19 protein-coding genes are annotated in these 16,220 nt (G+C 64.8%); 15 read left to right on the forward strand and 4 right to left on the reverse strand.

Going from position 1 to position 16,220, the window contains the following annotated elements:
* Positions 1 to 760 (reverse strand): malate:quinone oxidoreductase (locus WB785_RS19485; RefSeq protein WP_424080953.1); only part of this gene is annotated, 760 nt, incomplete at its 3' end.
* Between the two features lie 189 nt (positions 761 to 949).
* Between WB785_RS19485 and WB785_RS19490 the strand changes: the two genes are divergently transcribed.
* The 3 genes from WB785_RS19490 to mtr are packed head-to-tail and all read left to right on the forward strand — an operon-like array spanning position 950 to position 4,629.
* Positions 950 to 2,188 carry a hypothetical protein gene (locus WB785_RS19490; RefSeq protein WP_424080935.1) on the forward strand — a complete coding sequence of 413 codons (1,239 nt, stop codon included), beginning with the start codon at positions 950 to 952 and terminating at the stop codon, positions 2,186 to 2,188.
* Between the two features lie 30 nt (positions 2,189 to 2,218).
* Positions 2,219 to 3,238, forward strand: coding sequence for an alpha/beta hydrolase (locus tag WB785_RS19495; protein ID WP_424080936.1), 1,020 nt, complete (start codon positions 2,219 to 2,221; stop codon positions 3,236 to 3,238).
* 11 nt (positions 3,239 to 3,249) lie between these two features.
* Positions 3,250 to 4,629 (forward strand): mycothione reductase, encoded by a 1,380-nt coding sequence (gene mtr, locus WB785_RS19500; RefSeq protein ID WP_424080937.1) that lies wholly within the window; start codon positions 3,250 to 3,252, stop codon positions 4,627 to 4,629.
* Positions 4,630 to 4,860: 231 nt separating this feature from the next.
* On the opposite strand, the gene WB785_RS19505 is transcribed toward mtr, so the two are convergent.
* From WB785_RS19505 to WB785_RS19515, 3 genes are all read right to left on the reverse strand, one after another.
* Positions 4,861 to 5,082: a DUF6400 family protein gene (locus tag WB785_RS19505; protein WP_424080938.1), complete on the reverse strand. Its 222-nt coding sequence runs from the start codon at positions 5,080 to 5,082 to the stop codon at positions 4,861 to 4,863.
* A gap of 150 nt (positions 5,083 to 5,232) precedes the next feature.
* Complete coding sequence (locus WB785_RS19510; protein ID WP_424080939.1) at positions 5,233 to 6,303, reverse strand: hypothetical protein; 1,071 nt, start codon at positions 6,301 to 6,303, stop codon at positions 5,233 to 5,235.
* A gap of 15 nt (positions 6,304 to 6,318) precedes the next feature.
* Positions 6,319 to 6,630, reverse strand: coding sequence for a hypothetical protein (locus WB785_RS19515; RefSeq protein ID WP_424080940.1), 312 nt, complete (start codon positions 6,628 to 6,630; stop codon positions 6,319 to 6,321).
* Positions 6,631 to 6,800: 170 nt separating this feature from the next.
* Here WB785_RS19515 and WB785_RS19520 point away from each other — a divergent pair, with 170 nt between their 5' ends.
* The 12 genes from WB785_RS19520 to WB785_RS19575 form a co-directional block, all read left to right on the forward strand.
* Positions 6,801 to 7,136: a hydrogenase maturation nickel metallochaperone HypA gene (locus WB785_RS19520; protein ID WP_424080941.1), complete on the forward strand. Its 336-nt coding sequence runs from the start codon at positions 6,801 to 6,803 to the stop codon at positions 7,134 to 7,136.
* A 12-nt stretch (positions 7,137 to 7,148) separates the two neighbouring features.
* Positions 7,149 to 7,931: a hydrogenase nickel incorporation protein HypB gene (hypB, locus tag WB785_RS19525; protein WP_424080942.1), complete on the forward strand. Its 783-nt coding sequence runs from the start codon at positions 7,149 to 7,151 to the stop codon at positions 7,929 to 7,931.
* A gap of 346 nt (positions 7,932 to 8,277) precedes the next feature.
* A complete protein-coding gene (locus WB785_RS19530; RefSeq protein WP_424080943.1) occupies positions 8,278 to 9,333 on the forward strand; it encodes a hydrogenase expression protein HypE in 1,056 nt (351 codons plus the stop codon).
* 43 nt (positions 9,334 to 9,376) lie between these two features.
* Complete coding sequence (locus WB785_RS19535; protein WP_424080944.1) at positions 9,377 to 11,176, forward strand: nickel-dependent hydrogenase large subunit; 1,800 nt, start codon at positions 9,377 to 9,379, stop codon at positions 11,174 to 11,176.
* Between the two features lie 3 nt (positions 11,177 to 11,179).
* A complete protein-coding gene (locus WB785_RS19540; protein ID WP_424080945.1) occupies positions 11,180 to 12,121 on the forward strand; it encodes a NifU family protein in 942 nt (313 codons plus the stop codon).
* Entirely contained in the window at positions 12,118 to 12,744 is a 627-nt protein-coding gene (locus tag WB785_RS19545) for a DUF5947 family protein (RefSeq protein ID WP_424080946.1), read from the forward strand. Before WB785_RS19540 ends, WB785_RS19545 begins: the two co-directional genes overlap by 4 nt.
* Positions 12,741 to 13,400: a DUF6084 family protein gene (locus WB785_RS19550; RefSeq protein WP_424080947.1), complete on the forward strand. Its 660-nt coding sequence runs from the start codon at positions 12,741 to 12,743 to the stop codon at positions 13,398 to 13,400. Before WB785_RS19545 ends, WB785_RS19550 begins: the two co-directional genes overlap by 4 nt.
* The gene (locus WB785_RS19555; RefSeq protein ID WP_424080948.1) at positions 13,397 to 14,740 is read left to right on the forward strand and encodes a hypothetical protein; all 1,344 of its coding nucleotides are present in this window, start codon (positions 13,397 to 13,399) and stop codon (positions 14,738 to 14,740) included. The genes WB785_RS19550 and WB785_RS19555 overlap by 4 nt, the downstream gene beginning before the upstream one ends.
* A complete protein-coding gene (locus WB785_RS19560; protein WP_424080949.1) occupies positions 14,728 to 14,847 on the forward strand; it encodes a DUF6893 family small protein in 120 nt (39 codons plus the stop codon). The genes WB785_RS19555 and WB785_RS19560 overlap by 13 nt, the downstream gene beginning before the upstream one ends.
* A 23-nt stretch (positions 14,848 to 14,870) precedes the next feature.
* Complete coding sequence (locus WB785_RS19565; RefSeq protein WP_424080950.1) at positions 14,871 to 15,365, forward strand: hydrogenase maturation protease; 495 nt, start codon at positions 14,871 to 14,873, stop codon at positions 15,363 to 15,365.
* Positions 15,366 to 15,368: 3 nt separating this feature from the next.
* The gene (locus WB785_RS19570; protein ID WP_424080951.1) at positions 15,369 to 15,614 is read left to right on the forward strand and encodes a HypC/HybG/HupF family hydrogenase formation chaperone; all 246 of its coding nucleotides are present in this window, start codon (positions 15,369 to 15,371) and stop codon (positions 15,612 to 15,614) included.
* A partial coding sequence (locus tag WB785_RS19575; RefSeq protein ID WP_424080952.1) for an acylphosphatase occupies positions 15,607 to 16,220 on the forward strand: 614 nt, incomplete at its 3' end. The genes WB785_RS19570 and WB785_RS19575, both read left to right, overlap by 8 nt.

The raw sequence follows: 16,220 nt of genomic DNA on the forward strand, positions 1-16,220 counted from the left end.
ACTTTCCGCCGATCGGAAAGCCGCCAAATCCCTTGGCTTCTGCGATGCCAGACTGCTGCAACAGCCGCAACGCCTGCCCGCCGGCACCCACGAAGACGAATCTTGCCTTCAGATCGCGATTTTCGCCGGTGCGGCGATTGCGGACGGTCAGGGCCCAACCGCCGTCGCGTTCACGAGACAGCTTGCGGACCTCATGGCCGAACAACACGGTCGTGCCGTTGCGCGCGCTGTAGCCGATGAGTTGTCGGGACAGAGCACCGAAGTCGACGTCGGTGCCATCGGCGGCCCAATCCAGCGCAATCGGTTTGGAAAGATCGCGTTTGGCGGCCATCAATGGCAGCCGGCGGGCGAATTCGTCAGTGTCGTCGATCCATTCGGTGCGGGCAAACAGTGGATTACCGGCCAGCGCCTTGCGGCGGCGACGCAGATAATCGACGCGATCGATGCCCTGCACAAAGCTCACATGCGGAACCGCGCGCAGAAAACCGCGCACGTCAGGCAGCATGCCGTTTCCGGCCCCATACGCCCAGAACTGCCGAGTGACCTGAAACTGCTCGTTGACGCGCACCGCTTTGCTGACATCGATCGAGCCGTCCGGCTGCTGCGGTGTATAAAACAGCTCGCAGAGCCCGGAATGCCCGGTGCCGGCGTTGTTCCACGCGTCGCTGCTTTCGGCCCCGGCCGCGTCCAGCCGCTCAACGAGGGTGATCGACCAATCGGGCTCCAGCCGCCGCAACAACGCACCCAGGGTGGCGCTCATGATCCCCGCCCCGACCAACGCAACGTCGGCCTTCGCTGCAACCTGCGGGTCTGACACGGAACTAGTTCGTCCTTCGCAATCGAATGACCGGTCTGGGCTGTCCAGATCGCCAGGTTATCCCGGCCAACCCGATCACCGTTGTTCGAGTTTGTGCCGCAGATTCCGTCGTGATCTGCCACGCTGTGCGCCATGACCTGGCGGAATCTAGCTCGGGCCATCGCTCTGGCCGGCGTGCTGGTGGCCGGGTGTTCCTCGTCGACCGGTTCGGAAACGACCCATGGAAAACCTGGCAGCTCTGCTGCAACGTCGTCGACGACGCGTGCGCAGGCAGCGGCTCACGGAGTGGAAGCCGCCATCGCGACCATTCCCTGGTCGCAGGTCGGTCCGGGTTGGATGCTTGCTACTTGGAGCCTGGTTTCCGGCGACCGCCCCGGCGCGCCGCTGCCGCCGGGCTCCCCGACCTACGAGACCGCCACCACGACGCTGTACCTGGTCGACCCCGTGGGCGGCCGATATCCGATCACCACCTTTCCGCCGCCGGGTCCAAGGGCGAATCCCGAGTTGGTGGACTGGTCGGGCGACGGGAGCCACGCCCTATTCGACGCAAAGTACGCCACCCCGTCGGCGGCCATCATGGTCGACCTGCACACCGGCACGCAGACGACGTTGCCGGTGCACGGATCGCCTCGCTACAGCCGCCCGAACGGCAAGGCGCTGCTGTTGTCCACCCCACCCGGGCCCGGCCCGCGGCTCGCGACTCTCGATCGAGTCGACCTCGCTGGCAACCACCAACTCACCTACCCCACCGACAAACTCGGCAGCCCATTCAACGGCGACTATCTCTCGACGCCCGACGGAACGCGGCTGGTCCTCGGCACGTCGGCAGGCCTGGCGCTGATGGGCAACGACGGAACTCCCGGCTCAACGCTGTCGATCCCCGGTCAGACCAACTGCCGCCCGTTGAGATGGTGGGACGAGAAATCAGCCGCCACCGTTCTGACGGCCTGCGATGCTCCCGGGTTTGCGTCGCGCCTCTGGTTGGCACCGATCGACGGCAGCCCGGCCACCGCCCTCACCGCTGTCAATGACGGGCAGAAGGGCCCCGACCTCCGCGACGCCAGCGCTTGGCAGCTCCCCGCAGGCACGTTCGTGCAGGCCGAAGGAGCATGCGGCTATCAGTACCTGGCCAAGCTCAACGCTGACGGCACCACCTCCGCGATTTCGGTGTCCGGCGTGGAACCCGGGCGCAGCGTCATCGTCGCAGGCGTCAACGGGGGCGATCTCGACCTGCGGGCCACCGCGTCGTGCGGGGGCGGCCAATCGCTCTTCGACTACAACCCCGCCAGCAACATATCGACCGTGTTGCTCGGGCCGCCGCTCAACGGCGGTGGCGTGACCGAGGCGGTGCCCTACGCGGACCAGCGATAGCCGGGCTCGGCACGCTTTAAGCTGGCGTTCGTGACTGGCTGGCAGCCCGATGTCCTCCCCGGCTACTGGCAGCTCACCATCCCGCTGGGCGACGATCCCGACGGCGAGGGCGATGTCGTCGCGACACTGCTGCGCCGCGGCGGCGCTGCGCCGGCCACCGACGCCGTCCTTGCGGTGCACGGGTACACCGACTACTTCTTCCACACCGCGCTGGCCGACCACTTCGCCGACCGCGGGTTCGCCTTTTATGCGCTCGACTTACACAAATGTGGGCGATCGTGGCGGACCGGCCAAACCCCGCACTTCACCACCGACCTGGCCCGCTACGACGCCGAGCTCGACCGCGCGCTGGAGGTCATCGGGGAGGGGACCGGTTCGGCGCGGGTGCTCGTGTACGGCCATTCCGCCGGCGGGTTGATCGTGTCGCTGTGGCTGGACAGACTCCGTCGTAGACGCAGCAATGGCGCGACGGCAGGCGCGGGCGTGACCGGGCTGGTACTGAACAGCCCATTTTTGGATTTGCCCGGACCAGGGGTACTGCGCTGGCCGACGACCGCCGCACTGGTCGCGGCGATCGCGCGGGCCGGTGAAAAACGGGTCGCCCGGTCCCCGACTGAAAATGCTGGCGGTTACGGCGCCAGCCTGCACCGCGACTACCACGGCGAGTTCGACTACAACCTGCAGTGGAAGCCGCTTGGCGGCTTCCCCATCACCTTCGGTTGGCTGCGCGCGATCCAGCGTGGCCTGACGCGGCTGCATCGCGGGCTCGACGTCGGCGTGCCGAACCTGATCCTGCGGTCAGATCACAGCGTGCCGGAGGCGGCGGACCAAATCGCCTTGCAATGCGGCGACGCGGTTCTCAACGTGGCACTTATCGCCCGCTGGGCCGGCTGCATCGGCAACCGCAGCACAATCATTCCGGTGACCAACGCCAAGCATGACGTGTTCTTGTCGATGCCGCAGCCGCGGCAGGTGGCCTACCAACAGTTGGACATTTGGCTCGACGACTATCTCGGTGCCGCCTCCAACGTGAAGACCGAAAGCGGCTGAGGGGCACGCGGATGGAGACCTACGACCTCGCAATCATCGGAACCGGTTCGGGCAACAGCATTCTCGACGGACGCTATGCCGGAAAACGGGTCGCGATCTGCGAGCAGGGCACGTTCGGCGGGACTTGCCTGAACGTCGGATGCATCCCCACCAAGATGTTCGTCTACGCCGCCGAGGTCGCCGAAACGATCCGGACCGCCGCCCGTTACGGCGTCGACGCGCACATCGACCGGGTGCGCTGGGATGACATCGTCTCGCGCGTTTTCGGGCGCATCGACCCGATCGCGATCAGCGGGGAAGACTACCGACGGGCCTCCCCCAATGTTGATGTCTACGACCGGCACACCCGGTTCGGCGCGGTCCAGCCGGACGGTCGGTATCTGCTGCGCACCGATGGCGGCGACGAGTTCACCGCCGACCAGGTGGTGATCGCCGCGGGCGCGCGACCGGTGATCCCGCCGGCCATCATCGAGTGCGGGGTGCGCTACTCCACCAGTGACAACATCATGCGGATAGCCGAGCTGCCCCCGCACCTGGTGATTGTCGGAGGGGGTTTCGTAGCAGCCGAATTCGCACACATCTTCTCCGCACTCGGTGTCCGGATCACTCTGGTGATCCGCGGCGGCGGCCTGTTGCGCCACCTCGATGACACGCTGTGCGAACGGTTTACCCGCATCGCGTCGAGCAAATGGGAACTGCGTACCCACCGCAATGTGATCGGCTCTCATGAGGACCGTTCCGGCATTGTGCTGGAGCTTGACGACGGTTCGACGCTGGGCGCCGACGCTGTACTGGTGGCGACCGGGCGGATACCCAACGGCGATCAGCTGGACGCCGAGCAGGCCGGCATCGAGGTCGACTACGGCCGAATCGTCGTCGATGAATACCAACGAACTTCGGCGCGTAACGTTTTCGCGCTTGGCGATGTGTCGTCGCCGTACGCGCTCAAGCACGTCGCCAACCATGAAGCGCGTGTGGTGCAGCACAACCTGCTCTGCGACTGGGACGACACCCAAGCGCTGGTGGCCACCGACCACCGTTACGTCCCGGCCGCCGTGTTCACCGATCCGCAGATCGCCACCGTCGGGTTGACTGAGAACGAAGCTGTCGCACAGGGTTTCGACGTGTCCTGCACCATCCAGGACTACGGTGGGGTCGCCTACGGCTGGGCGATGGAGGACACCACCGGCATTGTCAAGCTGATCGGCGATCGCGGGACCGGGCGACTGCTCGGCGCGCACATCATGGGACACCAGGCATCGTCGATCATCCAGCCGCTGATCCAGGCGATGAGCTTCGGGCTGCTGACCCAGCAGATGGCTCGCGGCCAGTACTGGATTCATCCGGCATTGCCGGAGGTCGTCGAGAACGCGCTACTCGACCTGTCGTGAGGCGCGGCGGGCTAGGCAGCGCTGGTTGACGACAAACCGCCAGGCTTGCTGTCGACCGACCAGAGGTGACCGCACTGGGGGCATTGCAGGTGCAGGAGCCAGGCCTGGTTGCTGAGCAGGAACTGCCAGTGCTCGCCGCAGTTGCGGCTGCTCTGGCAGTCGGCGCAACCGACGCCGTGCTTGCACTGCGGGCAGCCGAACCATGCGCGGCGGCCCCGATCAGCGGTGGGGTCAATCGGGAACACGGCCGGCGACCCGTTCCGGAAGCACCCCAGCGGCTACCAGATCGTCGTAGATTCGTTGCTGTTCGTCGTCCAGGTCCGAGTAGAGCATCGCGTAGGCGCGATCCTCCTCGGAGAGCACCGCCAGCGGGTCCCAGTCCTCCCCGATCGCCTCCAGGACGGCGGCCCGCCGCCGCGCCTCGTCGAGGGTCAGGTCGTATGCGAAGTCCATACGATCAGGCTCAACAGCCACCGGTTCTCCTGTGCCAAGTTGTCGATTGGGCTACCAGGGTCGGCGGTGCCGGCCGCACTCGGCAATGGCCTCTGTCACATTCGGCACTTGAGATTGGTCACAGCTTCGCCGTTCGCGGCGGTCCCGGATTTACCACCGGGGTGGGGCGGCTCCCCTGCCGAAGCCCCATGTCGACTGTCCAAGTCTTGGTTTGCGCGGCTCGTCGGTCGGTTGACGTCGGAAACGTTGCGCCAAAATTGTCTCGGCGTCGGTTCCCTCGACCAGCGCCAGGCACGGGCTGCTGAATTCGCACGCCCGGCAGTGCTGGGCGAATGTCGGGTAGATCGCCGGATTGCTGGTCATGTCGATTGCCTCAGCACCGACCAACATCGCAACCAGGCCGATCTCGGCCCGGGTACGGCGGATGCGGGTCCGCCGCACTAGGCCTGCGGTGCATTGCTCGACGCGATTCGTGTCGTCCGTTCGCGCCGTGCGGGCCGACATCCGTCGGTGCTGCGGGATAGACCGACCACCGCCGCTTGGCTCGCTTTGCCGAACCCGATACGACGCACCGGTTGCGGCGCGATCGGCTGCGGGCAGATCAAGCGGGCCGCTGATGCGGACCTCGTTGTGGATGGTGCCCGAGATCTCCATACCCAGGTATTCCTGCTCCCAGGCCCAACAGCCAGCGACGGCCACCTCATCGCGGATCAGCGCGTCCAAGTCCTGCCAGTCGTCGACGATCTGGTGGCGGACGACCCAATACTCGTCGGCGGCATCCACCGCCAGCAGATCGATCCGGCATGTGTAGATCACCGGGGATCCATCGGGGATCGTCAGCCCACGTTCGGGGTCGCGCGGGTCGGGCACGAGCGGCTCGACGTCGTGGTCGATCTTCACCGGTGCGAAGTCGTCAATGGTGCTCGCCCACGCATCGTAGGAGTCGAGCAGCGTCGTTGCGGTCTTCAGCGAATCGGGCTGGCCAGCATCGTCGAGTGCACGTTTGACGGCCTTGTGCACGAGTGATTGCTTCAGTTCGTGCGGCCAGTCCCACGTTCCGGGGTAGTAGTAAACGGCGAGCGCGTCCTTGATCGAAGCCGTTAGGGCGGGATCTACGGCGCCGACGGGTGCAAGACCACGGCGATGTGGTGACGCGAAATCCCACTGCCGACGGCACCGTTTGAATTGGGCCCGGTCATTCTCGGTAATCCGAAAGTTCATCACGTGGCCCGCCGCTCAGTGAAAGTGTGGCCACGGCTGTTCAACCGGCCAGCGACAGCGATCGGCGCTGCTTTGCATCGACTCCAACTCCGCGAGCAGGTCATCGAAGAACACCCGCAACCGTTCTGGCTCGTCGAGCGGCCAGGCCGCGGAGAACGACATCCACACATCGGGTTCGGGCCTGCCCGTCGGTCGGGCATCGGGTAGCACATCGCCGACCGGCACGATGTGCCAGTCGTACTCGTCGCCAGATCGCTGGAGGTACACGAAGTCTTCGCGACCGGGGCGCATCGCCTCGATCGAGGCCAAGAGCTCGTCACGGTCCATTGTTCGCCCCGCCGCTTCAGGATAGCCCCGCTACGTTGGCCAAACCCAGAGCCCGCGATCGCGAAGGTATCCAAACATTTGAGTTGCGCCCCCCGGCGCCTTGGGCGGTGTAGAACGGTGCTCATGGGGCTGTCAGGCGCCAAGGCTCCGGGACGTAGCGGTGATTAGCCGTGCATGAGCTGTCACTGTGCGAGGCGATCGCCGGTGTAATCAAACCGTACGCCGACGGTCGCCATGTCGACGTGGTTCGCGTCCGGATTGGCGCGCTCCGCCAAGTGGTTCCCGAGTCGCTGTCCTTTTGCTGGACGCTGGTCCGCGACTACGAAGACATGCCCGACGCCGAGTTGGAACTCGAATGGGTCACCGCTGAGGTGACCTGCCGTTCCTGCGGCCACCAGTCGGTGATCACCTCGCAGTGGTCATTGCTATGCCCGCGTTGCGAGAGTGCCGATGTCGAGGTGCTGTGCGGCGACGAGTTCTTGGTGACGTCATTGGATGTCTCGTGAAAGGTACTGGCGATGGGTAGATTTCATCGACACGATGACGGAACAGAACACACCCACGAGCACGGCGACCAGCCGCATAGCCACGCCGGCGACCACGGCGATCACAGCGGTTACGAGACCGGCTCCCAGCGGATCGACGTGCTGGAGGCGATCTTTGCCGAGAACGATATCCGAGCCGGATTTAATCGAAAGTTATTTGAGCACAATGGGATTCGCGCTATTAACTTGATGAGCTCCCCCGGCTCCGGCAAGACGACGGTGCTGAGCGCAACGCTCGACGAACTGGCCGATGATATCGCCCTAGGGGTGATCGAAGGCGACATCGCCACCGACCTTGACGCCGCCAAGCTCGGCGGCCGCGGCGCCCAGATCTCTCTACTGAATACCGGCAACGGATTCGGCGGCGAGTGTCATCTCGACGCACCCATGGTCAACCGCGCCCTGCAAGGACTGGAATTAGCTCACCTGGATCTGGTGATCATCGAAAATGTCGGAAATCTGGTATGCCCGGCCGAGTTTGACGTCGGCGAGCACGCTAAGGCGATGGTTTATTCGGTCACCGAAGGTGACGACAAACCATTGAAGTACCCGGTGATGTTTCGCGCCGTGGACGTGGTACTGCTCAATAAGATCGACCTGGTGCCGTATTTGGACGTCGATGTCGACTCGTATATGGCCCGCGTTCACGAGGTCAATCCGACGGCGACGATTTTGCCGGTGAGTGCCCGCACCGGCGCCGGGATGTCCGCCTGGTTCGGCTGGCTGCGACGATTCATCGCCGACTCAGCTGTCTGAGCTCGCGGGTGACGCGCATTTCGGGCGCGGCTGAACCGACAGCGGGAAATCCCTTGGCTCGCAACACATGCAACTGATTCGCAAGACGGCAGATATGTTGCTGAGCGGCACGCACCAATGATGGCCCCCGACGGCGATCGAGGCCCAAGAATACGCCAGGGCTGACGAAATCACGCCGAAATCCAGAAACCTGTTCCAGCTCTCCGGATTTGCCAGAACTTCGTTGACAAGCCAGTTCGGCGGGAGTAGACCGAGAAAATAGCGCCGCGTCAAGCGGGGTCAAGGAAGCGGCCTCAAGCGGCGTCGGGGCTCCGGGGGTTCCAGCCCGGCCCCGAGAGGCTGCATTATGCCAACAGAAGCAGCAGTCAAAGCGGAAGAAACATTGATCCACGTTCTATGGATCAATGCGGGTCTCAGTTGTGATGGCGATTCGGTGGCGCTGACTGCCGCCACCCAACCCAGCATCGAGGAGATTGCGCTGGGCGCGCTGCCCGGGCTACCCAAGATCGCCGTGCACTGGCCACTGATCGACTTCGAATGCGGCCCCAACGGCGGGGCCGACGATTTCCTCGAGTGGTTCTTCAAGGCCGATCGCGGTGAGCTCGAACCGTTCGTGCTGGTCGTGGAAGGTTCAATTCCCAACGAATCGCTCAAGAGCGAAGGGTATTGGTGCGGCTTCGGCAACAACCCGGCCACCGGCCAGCCGATGACCACCAGTGAGTGGCTCGATCGACTGGCCCCCAAGGCGACCGCGGTGGTCGCGGTGGGCACCTGCGCCACCTACGGCGGCATCCACGCGATGGCCGGCAATCCAACCGGAGCAATGGGCGTCCCCGACTACCTGGGTTGGGAATGGAAGAGCAAGGCCGGAATTCCGATCGTCTGCGTCCCGGGCTGCCCGATCCAGCCGGACAACCTGTCGGAGACGCTGACCTATCTGCTCTACATGGCCACCGGGCAGGCACCGATGATCCCGCTCGACGACGCGCTGCGGCCACAGTGGCTGTTCGGTGCCACCGTGCACGAGGGCTGCGACCGGGCCGGCTACTACGAGCAGGGCGACTTCGCCACCGAGTACGGATCACCGAAATGCATTGTCAAGCTGGGCTGTTGGGGCCCAGTGGTCAAGTGCAATGTACCCAAGCGTGGCTGGATCAACGGCATCGGCGGTTGCCCCAACGTCGGCGGCATCTGCATCGGGTGCACCATGCCCGGGTTCCCGGACAAGTTCATGCCGTTCATGGATGAGCCGCCGGGCGGCAAGGTTTCCACCACCGCCTCAGGACTTTACGGCTCGCTGATCCGCAACCTGCGCGGTGTCACCGCACGCACCGTGGACAAAGAGCCGAAGTGGCGGCACAAGGGCGACAAACTCACGACGGGCGCACGCCGCACCTGGTAAGGCGCGACACGACCTCGCAGCTGAAGATACGGAGCAAAGTTCGATGACAACGATCATCCCCGAGCCGTCCCACGCGAAGCGCGAGCCCGGCCAACTCGTCGAAATGGCCTGGGATCCGATCACCCGGATCGTGGGCAGCCTCGGCATCTACACCAAGATCGACTTTGAGAACCGCGAAGTGGTCGAGTGTCACAGCACATCGTCCATCTTCCGCGGTTACTCATTATTTATGCGGGGCAAGGATCCTCGCGACGCCCATTTCATCACCAGTCGCATCTGCGGTATCTGCGGTGACAACCACGCCACCTGTTCCTGCTACTGCCAGAACATGGCTTACGGGGTCAAGCCGCCGCATTTGGGCGAGTGGATCGTCAACCTCGGCGAAGCCGCGGAATACATGTTCGACCACAACATCTTCCAAGAAAACCTGGTCGGTGTGGACTTCTGCGAAAAGATGGTCTCGGAAACCAACCCGGGTGTGCTGGCCAAAGCGGAAAACACCGCAGCTCCGCGCGCCGATGCACACGGATACAAGACCATCGCCGACATCATGCGGTCGCTCAACCCGTTCAGCGGGGAGTTCTACCGCGAGGCGCTACAAGTCAGCCGGTACACCCGAGAGATGTTCTGCCTCATGGAAGGCAGGCATGTGCACCCGTCCACGCTGTACCCAGGCGGGGTCGGCACGGTGGCAACCATCCAGTTGATGACCGACTACATGAGCCGCCTGATGCGCTACGTCGAGTTCATGAAGAAAGTCGTACCGATGCACGACGATCTCTTCGACTTCTTCTACGAAGCGATTCCCGGTTACGAGAAGGTCGGTCTGCGCCGCACCCTATTGGGCTGCTGGGGCTCCTTCCAGGACCCCGAGGTGTGCAACTTCGATTACAAGGACATGGAGCGTTGGGGCAACGCCATGTTCGTCACACCGGGCGTGGTGGTCGACGGCAAGCTGGTGACCCACTCGCTGGTCGATATCAACCTGGGCATCCGGATCCTTTTGGGCAGTTCGTATTACGACGACTGGACCGATCAGGAGATGTTCGTCAAGACCGATCCGTTGGGCAACCCGGTCGACCGGCGCCACCCATGGAACCAGCACACCAACCCGCATCCGCAAAAGCGCGACATGGACGGCGGCAACTACAGCTGGGTGATGTCGCCGCGCTGGTTCGACGGCAAGGACCACCTCGCTCTGGACACCGGTGGGGGTCCGCTCGCCCGGCTGTGGGCGACGGCGCTGGCCGGCCTGGTCGACATTGGCTACGTCAAGTCCACCGGTCATTCGGTGCAGATCAACTTCCCGAAGACCGCGCTGAAGGGGCCGGTCGAGTTCGAGTGGAAGATCCCGCAGCACGGGTCCAACACCATCGAGCGCGACCGGGCGCGAACTTACTTCCAGGCCTACGCGGCGGCATGTGCACTGCACTTCTGCGAGCAGGCACTTGGCGAAATCCGAGCCGGCCGCACCAAGACCTGGGAGAAGTTCGACGTGCCCAAGGAAGGCATCGGCTGCGGCTTCACCGAGGCGGTGCGGGGAGTATTGAGTCACCACATGGTGATTCGCGACGGCAAGATCGCCAACTACCACCCGTACCCGCCCACGCCGTGGAATGCCAACCCGCGCGACAGCTTCGGCACACCGGGACCGTACGAGGACGCGGTGCAGGGCCAACCGATCTTCGAGGAGAACGACCGAGAGCACTTCAAGGGCATCGACATCATGCGCACAGTGCGCAGTTTCGACCCCTGCCTGCCCTGTGGGGTGCATATGTACCTGGGCAACGGCAAGACGTTGGAGCGGCTGCACTCACCGACGCAAGCTGCGACCGGGGAGTGATGCATGGCCGATCGCCCTGAGGAGTTGACGGGGGACGCGCAATGGCGCTCGGCGGGCGATCGGATCCAGACGCTGCTGGACGCGACGTCGGCCGGCGGAGCGGTCGCGCGTGCGCGCGCCGAGCAGCTAGTCCGCGAGGTAGCCGAACTCTACGGCGCGGGCCTGTCGCGGGTAATGGCCATGGTCGACGATCCGGCGGTCGTCGACCGCCTCGCCGACGACGACCTGGTGGCCAGCCTGTTGCTCGTCCATGGGCTGCATCCGCACGACGTGCGCCGACGAGTATCCGACGCCCTGGACAGCGTGCGACCCTACCTCGGTTCGCACGGCGGCGATGTCCACCTGCTTGAGATTGTCGGCGACACCGTCCGGCTGCAATTCGCCGGCAGCTGCAAGAGTTGTCCGTCGTCGGCGATGACGCTGGAGCTGACGGTCGAAGACGCCGTGCGGGCCGCTGCGCCGGAGATCTCGTCGATTGAAGTGGTAACGCCCGATGCCGCGTCAGGAAAGCCGGCAACCGTCATCCCGGCCGAATCCCTGCTCGCGCAAGTCCATTCCAGAGCGCCGTCCAACGGCGGCGGCTCAGCCTGGCATCAGCTGCCCGATCTTGCCGACCTGGCGCCCGGCGAAGTCGGCGGTTTCTCGGTCGCCAGCGTTGTGGTGCTGGCCTGTCGGGTCGGCGACCAGTTGTACGTCTACCGTGATCACTGCCCAGCGTGCGATGGATCGCTTACCGGTGCGGCGCTGCACCGACGCGCCGGCAGCAACGACCCGGTGCTCCGATGTCCGCGCTGCCACGCGCATTTCGATGTGGTGCACGCCGGGGCAGGGCTAGATGACCTAGACGACCGAGCTGAGCGCCACCTCGACCCCGTCCCGCTGCTCGTGCGCGACGGCGTGCTGTCGATCGCGGTACCGGCCGAACCGATGGGCGCGTCGGCATGACCACCCCCTACGATCTGCTAGCCCGAATCACCAACAGCCCACAGCCACCGCAGCCCGCCGAACAGCGATGTGAAATGTGCTCTGAGAGCATCGCCGATGAGCACCAGCATGTCGTGAATGTGGCAGGACGCCAACTGATGTGCGTATGCCGCGGCTGCTATCTGCTTTTCACCGACAGCCACGCCGAGCTGCGGTACCGCGCGGTCCCCGACCGGTATCTGGGCTTTCCCGACTTTGCACTGGACCGCCGCGCGTGGGAGGCGCTGCAGATCCCGGTGGGCCTGGCATTCTTCTTCCGCAACTCAGCGCTCGATCGCACCGTCGCGTTCTACCCGGGACCAGCGGGAGCTACCGAATCCGAGCTCGACCTCGCAGCTTGGGCTGCGATCAGCGCTGCCGATCCCCGAGTCGGCCTACTCGCGGACGACGTCGAGGCGCTGCTGGTGCGAGTGCGCGATGGTGAACAACCCGATTGCTATCTGGTCCCGATCGACGCCTGCTACGAGTTCGTCGGCGGGTTGCGGATGTTGTGGCGGGGCTTCGACGGCGGGCACGAGGCCCGCGAATTCATCGACGCCTTCTTCGCTCAACTCGCAGTCCGTAGTACGGAGCAACGGCGATGACCGGCCCCACCGACCAGGCCGGCATGACATTCGCCGTCCTCGATGTGGTCCCGGAGCCATATGCGGCGACCCCGGTATTGACCGCGCGCGTCAGTGTTTCGGTGCCCGACGACGAACCGGTGCACGCGATCGCTCTGCGCTGCCAGGTCCGCATCGAACCATTGCACCGGAGCTACTCCGACGAGGAGGCAGCGGGGCTGACTGATTTGTTCGGGCCGCGGGAACGCTGGGCAACCACCCAGCGCACATTCTTGTGGCAGCATTGCACCGCGATGGTGCCGGCGTTCAGCCACGCCACCGAGATAACGCTGCCGCTCGAGTGCACCTACGATTTCGAGGTCGCCGCCGCCAAGTACCTGCACGCGCTCCGCGACGGCACCGTGCCGCTGCAATTCCTGTTCAGCGGAACCGTATTCAGGGCGGGTCAGCGAGGCTTTTCCGTCCAACAGGTGTCGTGGGAGTGCGAAGACCACTACGACATGCCAGTGGCGGCGTGGCGAGATCTCATCCGGCAGCACTATCCAAACGCCGGATGGGTGCGGCTGTCTCACGAAACCGTAGCCGCTTTGGCCGCCTACAAGTCGGCGCGCGGTCTGGTGAGCATCGAGGACGCGGTCGCCGGCCTGCTCGACGCGGCGCACCAGGAGGCGCGATGACCGCGGATTGGGACCGGGCCCGCGCCGTCGCCGACGCCGTCCTCTACGAGGGGTACCTGCTCTACCCGTACCGCGCGACGTCGAGTAGAAATCGATCACGTTGGCAGTGGGGCGTTTTGGGCCCTGAGGGCGCGAACGACGCCGGAATCGGCGAGGACGACACCATCGCCGCGCAGTTTCTCGTCGACGGAGCGCAAGCAATCACCCTGGTGGTGCGCTTCCTGCAGCTGCAGCATCGCCGCGCCGAACGCGACAACGGCTGCGGCCAATTCGAACCCGTCGACGAGCTGAACACGCCGGCTGGTTCGTGGCTGACCTGGGATGAAGCCATCGAGGATGAAACGTCATTCGGCCCCTTTGCGTTTGACGATCCGGCCCAGCCGTGGTCGCTGACGCTGACCGCACCGGCGGCAACCGATGTTGAATATGTCGAGGGCGGTCGGCTGGTCCGAATCCGGCAGGAGATCAGCGCCACGGTGACCGTAGCCGTCGAGCCGGACGGCGTGCTCCATCGAGTCTCGGTACGAGTCGCAAACACCGGTGCCCCTGCTCTTGACAAGGGCGACGCGATTGCGCGTTCCCTGATCGGCACCCACGTCATCGCGGAAGTCGTTGGCGGCGAGTTCGTATCGCTCCTCGAGCCGCCGCTGCCCGCTGCCGACGCGGTGTCTCGATGCAGCCAGCACCGATGCTTCCCGGTATTGGCCGGCAGGCCCGACACCCGCGATCTCCTGCTGATCTCGCCGATCATCCTCTACGACCACCCCGAGATCGCCGAACAGAGCGAGACCGCGTTATACGACTCCACCGAGATCGACGAGATCCTGACGCTGCGGGTGATGACGATGACCGACCAGGAGAAGGCGCAGGCCCGAGCCACCGATCCGCTGGCCGCGCAGATCATCGACCGCTGTGACTCGATGTCGCCCGACGAAATGGCACGCCTGCACGGAGTCCTGCGGGACCCGCAGGAGGCAGTCGGACTGATTCCGGAGGTGCCCGACGGTGTGGACTGGTGGGATCCGTTGGCCGACAATGCCGTACAGCCCGAACTGGACGCAGTGCTGGTGAACGGTGTCCGGGTAGCTCGAGGCAGTCGAGTGCTTCTGCATCCGGGGCGCCGAGCCGACGCACAGGACCTGTTCTTCGCGGGCAAGACCGCTCGCGTCACCACCGTGCACGAAGATGTCGACGGCAACCAGCACGTCGGTGTCGTCGTCGAAGACGATCCGGCGGCAGACCTGCACGACTGGTACGGCCGCTATCTGTACTTCTCCCCCGACGAAGTCGAACCGCTCGAAACCACAACCACGGAAAGGAATTCGACATGGAGATCGTAGGATGGGTGTTCATCGCTATCCTGGCGCTGGTCGCCCTGGCCGGAGTTGTGCTGGGGCTGATATCCCTGCCGGACGCCCGGCGGTATCTCAAGATCCGGCACATGTAGCGTCGCGGGACGGTCCGAGACCAGTGCGCATCCTTGTGGCCGGCATCGGCAACATCTTCCTCGGTGACGACGGGTTCGGCTCCGAGGTAGTCAGGCACGTCCCAGTCCAGCAAGACGATTCGGGCGTGCGGGTGGTCGACTACGGCATCGGGGGCATGCACTTGGCCTACGAGTTGCTTGACGACTGGGACGCGCTGGTCCTTGTCGACGCGGTCGCCAATCGAGGCAGCCCGGGCGCTTTGCACATCTTTCAGGCCGACCATGAATCACGTTCGCCAACAGCCGCTCTGGATGCCCACAGCATGGATCCCGCGGCAGTATTCGACAGCCTGAAGGCACTCGGGGGCAAACCGCCTTACACGGTCGTCATCGGCTGCGAGGTCGGGAGCGTCGAGCAAGGTATCGGTCTCACCGACGCCGTCGCGAGTGCCGTTCCGCGGGCCGTCCTCGCCGTTGAGGAGGTCGTCGCGGGTCTGCGGTCTCGATCGCCGGCGGCGTCGTTCGAAGGGCAGGGCTGAGCGATGTGTCTGGGCATACCGGGCCGAGTAGTCAGGATGCTGGAGGGTTACGACGGGCAACTCGCACTCGTCGACGTGGCCGGAGCGCAACGCAAGGTCAATGTCGGCATGTTGCCGGAGGAGACGTTTGCACCCGATGACTGGGTAATCATTCACATGGGGTTCGTAGTCGAGAAGACCGACCGTGCCGGCGCGGAGCAGGCGATGGCCGGTCTGGAGTTGATGGGTCGGGGCCGCGACGATGACTGACACCCTGGTGCAGTCCGCCGATGTCCGGAAGCAGTTCACCGTGACCGGTGTCGTCCAAGGGGTGGGGTTCCGTCCGTTCGTCCACCGGATCGCGACCGACCTTGGGCTGAGCGGATTCGTCGGCAACGATTCGGGCGCGGTCTTCCTCGAAGTGCAGGGACCCGCCGCACGCATTGACGACTTTCATCGGCGGCTGCGGGCTGAGGCGCCGCCGTTGGCAAGGATCAGTGCTATCTGCGTCGTCAATGTCAACACCGACCGTGCATGCAGCGGCAACTTCCGCATCGCGGAAAGCCAGACGGTCGCCGGTGCCACCACTCCAATTCCGCCCGACATCGCGGTCTGCGACGACTGCATCGCCGAGTTGTTCGACCCGAACGACCGTCGTTACCGGCACCCCTTCGTGACGTGCACCAACTGCGGTCCCCGGTTTACCATCATCCGAGCCCTGCCCTACGACCGTCCAGCCACCACCATGTCGGCGTTCACCATGTGTGAACGCTGCGCCGCTGAATACCATGACCCGGCCAACCGCCGCTTCCATGCTCAGCCGATCGCTTGCCCGGACTGCGGGCCGTCGCTGTGGTTCGCCGCGCACACCGAACG

This window comes from Mycobacterium sp., from assembly GCF_049585075.1.
Classification (GTDB): Bacteria; Actinomycetota; Actinomycetes; order Mycobacteriales; family Mycobacteriaceae; genus Mycobacterium.

Excerpts from the sequence above, each read along its gene's own strand:
- WB785_RS19550 (WP_424080947.1), top strand. The coding sequence starts at position 12,741 with ATGACCGGCCCCACCGACCAGGCCGGCATGACATTCGCCGTCCTCGAT.
- WB785_RS19555 (WP_424080948.1), top strand. The coding sequence starts at position 13,397 with ATGACCGCGGATTGGGACCGGGCCCGCGCCGTCGCCGACGCCGTCCTC.
- WB785_RS19570 (WP_424080951.1), top strand. The coding sequence starts at position 15,369 with ATGTGTCTGGGCATACCGGGCCGAGTAGTCAGGATGCTGGAGGGTTAC.
- mtr (WP_424080937.1), top strand. The coding sequence starts at position 3,250 with ATGGAGACCTACGACCTCGCAATCATCGGAACCGGTTCGGGCAACAGC.
- WB785_RS19545 (WP_424080946.1), top strand. The coding sequence starts at position 12,118 with ATGACCACCCCCTACGATCTGCTAGCCCGAATCACCAACAGCCCACAG.
- WB785_RS19535 (WP_424080944.1), top strand. The coding sequence starts at position 9,377 with ATGACAACGATCATCCCCGAGCCGTCCCACGCGAAGCGCGAGCCCGGC.
- WB785_RS19490 (WP_424080935.1), top strand. The coding sequence starts at position 950 with ATGACCTGGCGGAATCTAGCTCGGGCCATCGCTCTGGCCGGCGTGCTG.
- WB785_RS19505 (WP_424080938.1), bottom strand. The coding sequence starts at position 5,082 with ATGGACTTCGCATACGACCTGACCCTCGACGAGGCGCGGCGGCGGGCC.
- WB785_RS19510 (WP_424080939.1), bottom strand. The coding sequence starts at position 6,303 with ATGAACTTTCGGATTACCGAGAATGACCGGGCCCAATTCAAACGGTGC.
- WB785_RS19515 (WP_424080940.1), bottom strand. The coding sequence starts at position 6,630 with ATGGACCGTGACGAGCTCTTGGCCTCGATCGAGGCGATGCGCCCCGGT.
- hypB (WP_424080942.1), top strand. The coding sequence starts at position 7,149 with ATGGGTAGATTTCATCGACACGATGACGGAACAGAACACACCCACGAG.
- WB785_RS19530 (WP_424080943.1), top strand. The coding sequence starts at position 8,278 with ATGCCAACAGAAGCAGCAGTCAAAGCGGAAGAAACATTGATCCACGTT.
- WB785_RS19540 (WP_424080945.1), top strand. The coding sequence starts at position 11,180 with ATGGCCGATCGCCCTGAGGAGTTGACGGGGGACGCGCAATGGCGCTCG.
- WB785_RS19560 (WP_424080949.1), top strand. The coding sequence starts at position 14,728 with ATGGAGATCGTAGGATGGGTGTTCATCGCTATCCTGGCGCTGGTCGCC.